The sequence below is a fragment of the bacterium genome (assembly GCA_019912885.1).
In the GTDB taxonomy this organism is placed as follows: domain Bacteria; phylum Lernaellota; class Lernaellaia; order JACKCT01; family JACKCT01; genus JAIOHV01.
Genome location: JAIOHV010000104.1, coordinates 1 through 4,549 on the forward strand (window position 1 = coordinate 1; position 4,549 = coordinate 4,549).

Annotated in this window: 3 protein-coding genes; all 3 read right to left on the bottom strand. The window is 64.1% G+C overall.

Features of this window, described 5'->3' with window-relative positions:
- The coding region (locus K8I61_08870) for a hypothetical protein (protein MBZ0272136.1) at positions 1-766 on the bottom strand (766 nt) is incomplete at its 3' end.
- 15 nt (positions 767-781) lie between these two features.
- Positions 782-2,764 carry a hypothetical protein gene (locus tag K8I61_08875; GenBank protein MBZ0272137.1) on the bottom strand — a complete coding sequence of 661 codons (1,983 nt, stop codon included), beginning with the start codon at positions 2,762-2,764 and terminating at the stop codon, positions 782-784.
- A 52-nt stretch (positions 2,765-2,816) separates the two neighbouring features.
- Positions 2,817-4,181: a hypothetical protein gene (locus tag K8I61_08880; GenBank protein MBZ0272138.1), complete on the bottom strand. Its 1,365-nt coding sequence runs from the start codon at positions 4,179-4,181 to the stop codon at positions 2,817-2,819.
- Positions 4,182-4,549: the final 368 nt, after the last annotated feature.

Below are 4,549 nucleotides of genomic sequence, written 5' to 3' on the forward strand. Positions count from 1 at the left end.
TCGTGGTCGTCGTCGTGGTCGTCGTCGTTGTCGTCGTCGTGGTCGTGGTCGTCGTGGTCGTGGTCGTCGTGGAACTGCTGCAGTCATTGACCGCCGCGCGGATCATCCATCGGTAGTCGCTGAAACCGTCGTACTGACCCCAGTCACCAGGAACGCCGCCGTACGAGGTATTAACATCCACCGTACTCTGATCCTCGCCGACAAATTTGATGTTGTCGTCGTCGTTGTCCTGATATTCGACGCCGACGCACCAACGCCCGAATCCCAGCGGCGCGATGGCGGGAACGTTGTAGGTGTTCCACATACCCGCGTTCGGTTCGAATGTGCCCGACGCATGCAGTTTCGCGCTATCGGGACCGTCGTCGCCCGAATCGCTGTAAACGACATATTGGAGGGGGTCGGTGTCGCCAATGACCGCGTGGTGAATGAAGACCGAAATTTGTTTCAGATACGAGGGGAAGATTGACGGGGTAAAGCAGTTTAGCCAGGCGCGGCCGGCGACCGCGGACGCGTACCCGTGTTCCGCGGTGCCGTCATCGGCGATGAGCGCCTCGTCGTCGCAGGCCGCGATCAGATCCTCGCCCGCGAAGAACCGGAGTTCCGCGTTGAAGTCGTCGGATTCGATGTCCGGCGGCGCCCACGCCGGGTCGAGCCCCTGGCCGAAAAATAAACCGAGATCGATGGCCGAAGGCGTCACCGGTCCGGAAGCCGCAATCAAGCCGATCGCAAGGGTTCCCACGGTGAGCATCAAAACAAAGCGTCCCAACAGACCCCTCCACGTTCAGCAGCCGCAGCCGCTCCCGCCGTCGTCATCGTCATCGTCGTCGTCTTCGTCCGCATCCGCGTCCGCGTCGTCGTTGGCGTCGGTGTCGTCGTCGTTCGCTTCGTCATCGTCGCCGGTGTCGTCATCCACGCCGTCCGGCGGCGCATCGGCGAAGAATTCCAGGCGTGTGCCGTCGCGATCGATATCGACCTGCTTGGCCGTGACGAGCCCGTCGTCGCGCACCTTGGCGATGCCCACATCCAGAACGACTTTGTCCGACGGGCGGACGAGCCTCCAGGTCACCATCGCGCCGGGCGCCGGACGAAAGCTCTGGGGCCTTCGGATCGAAACGTCCGCCCGGATGACGTTCACCGGCGCGTTGTCGTTTTCGAAATCGGAGTCGGTGACGAGAAAGAGCGTCGCCGCCCACGAATCCGCCGCGTCGGTGATGTCCTCGGTGTCCCAGTCGATGTATCCGCCCCACGTGCCGACCATCGCGCCGCTGTCCTTGCTGCCGTCGCCCATCTCCGGCTGGCGGCCGGGCGTCGCGATGTCCAGATCGTCGTAGGCGATCGCGGGGAACGACCGGTCGTTGCGGTAGCGCGTCAGGATCTGCGCGCTGTGCCGGGGCGTGCCGACCCAGTAGTTGCCGAACCAATGAAAGACGTGGTCGCGCTCGTCCCAATACAGGTGCGAACCCCAGCGCAGGTCGTGGATCTCGCCGTATCCCACGACGCGCGAGTCCCAGCTTTCGAACTCGTCGTTTCGCCCCGCGCAAAAGCGCAGGAACGGCATATCGGATTCCGGATACAGGAGATTGGTCGGCCAGTACCACTCCGACAGGCGCATCCCCTCGATGTTCGTGTACAGATCCTGGTCGATGTCGCCCTGCAGGTAGTTCGCGAAGTCGATCGGCGAGCCGATGTACGGGCCGGACAGGCTCGTGCCCGCGGCGATCGCCCACGGCCGGCGCTTCACGATAAAATGCACGCCGCCGCCGCCGCCGCTCATGCCGAGCAGCGACACTCGATGCGGGTCGATGTCCTCGTTCGCGAGCAGCCAGTCGAAGATGAACTCCACGCGGCGCAGCGAATAATCGACCACGATGCCATCGTCCGGCGGCGTCTGCGCCGGAACCTCGAAACGGTTGTAACCCGACCAGTAGCCAAGCCACCGCAGCGTTTCCTGCAATGTCTTTTCGCCGTTTTCGTCCTTGCGCACCCACATCGCGTCATCGAGCGCCACGAGCAGCCCGTCCGACACGTGCGTGTCGATGGCGAGAAGGAAGTTCAGGCCGTTACCGAAGTTGATGTAGTTGCTGACCGGCCCGCCGCCGTGCAACGCGATCACCGCCGCCATCGGAGCGCCCGGGCGGCCTTCGCGCGGCTCGTGGACGGCGAACATGTGCGCGACGCCGTTTCCGTGCTCGTTCGCCATGACGGGAAAATCCTCGCGCCCGGAGTCCCAATCGGCGCGGCCGTCAACCCACAACGCATAGACCGTGTAGATCGCTCCCTCCGGCCCGGTGGTCGTGAGTTGCGCGTGGCACTCCACGGGATCGAGCGTCTGCGCGATCGGCCCGACGATGTTCGCCGGATCGATCGCCGTATCGCCGTGCTTGACGACCGCGAAATACGCCGGCGCCGCTTCGTGCGGCGTCCACGCGAACGCGCCCTCGTCGTTTTTCAGCGTGTAATACGCGCCGTTGCCGTCGGGCACGCGCCAGGTGGCCGTCTTTTTCGCGAGCTTGAGCCGCGCGGCGTTCCAGTCCTCCGGCAACAGGCGGCCGGCGAGCGTCGCAGCCGCAAGCTCGGTGAACGGCGCATCCGAAACGTAGAGATCGTAGGTGAACGGATCGGCGCCCCACGTATCCCAGACAAGCCAGGTCTGACCGTCGGCGTGCCAGCCGCGCAGGTCGGCCGCCGCGCCCGTGGCGAAAACGCCCGTCAACGCGAACGCGGCGATGATGATGGTTGCGGCGCGCCGCAACATCGTCGTCATGATGCACCCTCGTGTTATCGTTTCGCGCCGCCATCCGCGGCGCCATTTCGCGTCAGTCGGCTCGCGTCACGTAGAGATAGGTGTTGCACATCTCGTCGGACGAACTCATGCCCCAGCGCGTCGTTTCCGTGCGGTCCGCCGTATCGAAAACGCACGTTACGCGCAGCTTGTCGCCCACGCGGGCGACAACGGGTTCCTTGTACCAGCCGGTCAGTTGCCAATGGAAATTCCACTGGTTGATACGCGCGGCGCAGTCGATCGCGGAGGACTTCCCGCGCACGATTTCCATCTTGTAGGCCGAGCCGGCCTCGTGCATGTGCGGCGTCACGCCCCAGATCCTGATGTCGGGCATCCACGACTGAATCGGAAACTCGTGCGTTCGCTCCACGCGCGATTCGCCGGGCGGCAGTTCGAAGTTCATCGCGAATTCGGGAAGGCCGCTTTGCAGGACGAACGCCGGGCGTTCCACGGTTTGCGCCGTCTTGAGGTTGACGACGGTGCGGTCGGCCAGGCGCCGGACGTTGCCGGTGTAGTGCATCTGCAAGACAACCGGAAACCGATGATCGAGCCTGAGGCCCGTCGTGGCCGGGAAGTCGTTCGCGCCGCCGGCCGGCCCCGCGAGCGCGATCAGCGTCGAATTCGCCGGCAGTGTGGCGTAGCAGTCAAAGCCGGGAATCGCATCCTCGTCATCCAGGCGACGCACATAATTGACGGCCCCCTGCGACATCGGCTGCGCGATCAGGGCGTGATGCACGATCGATTGCTGGCCGGGCACGAATTCGTACGCGGTCGCGTAAATGTCCTTTTCAAGTCCCAGGTCGATGATGAAGCAGCGGTAGACATCCTCGCCATCGGACGTGCGCGGGATGAAGTCCACGCCCATGTCCACGACAAGGTCCGGATCGAGGGTGCGCGCCTCGCGCGGATCGATCGGATCCTCGTCGGCGTTGCCCTCGGGGAATCCTTCTTCGGCCCACTCGTTGATGAGCGCGATATCGCGGCCCGAGAGCCACTGCGCGTTGTGGTAAGTCCCGCATTCGCCGGAGCTGTCGAGCTGCCACGGCGGCATGGTGCGCTCGGTGACGGTGTCGGTAATCAGCGCGCCGAAACGCCGCGCGTCTTCGTAGGTCAGAAGCGGGAACGGCGCGACCCCGCCCTGCTGATGGCAGGAGGCGCAATTGTTCGCGAGGATCGGGCGGATGTGGCGATCGTAGGTGATCAGGTCCTTGTCCCGCATGTCAACGAAACCGTCGTTGCCGCCGGCATCGTCGTCCGCGCCCGCGTCCGCGTCGTCATCGTCGTCGACCGCGACGATCTCGCCGTCCTCGAGAACGAAATCGCCGCACGAAACGACGACGCCTGCCGCGGCAAAAAGCGACAGGCACACCAGTACGAAAAAGGATCGGGCCAGCGTCATTGTTTTCTTTGTGGTCCTCGACCGAGAAAAATGCCGCCAAGGGGGCGGCACAAAATCCAAAGGACTATACAGAAATGCCCCTGGAAACGCAATTCGCGCGCCTGTCCGGCGGCGTTGCGGCACATCGTTGTCCATATTGATGTATTGTCATATCGATTACGAACGAAACTGGCAAGCATTGCGCATTCAGACCCGCAAACGCAGCGATGTCAGTGCCGCAAACGCAGCGAAGCGGAGTGCGCGGTCGATACCGCCCCGGCGATAAGCGGCGTCAGTGCCGCAAAGCAGCGGCGTCAGGGCCGCAAACGCAGCGATGTCAGTGCCGCAAACGCAGCGAAGCGGAGTGCGCGGTCGATACCGCCCCGGCG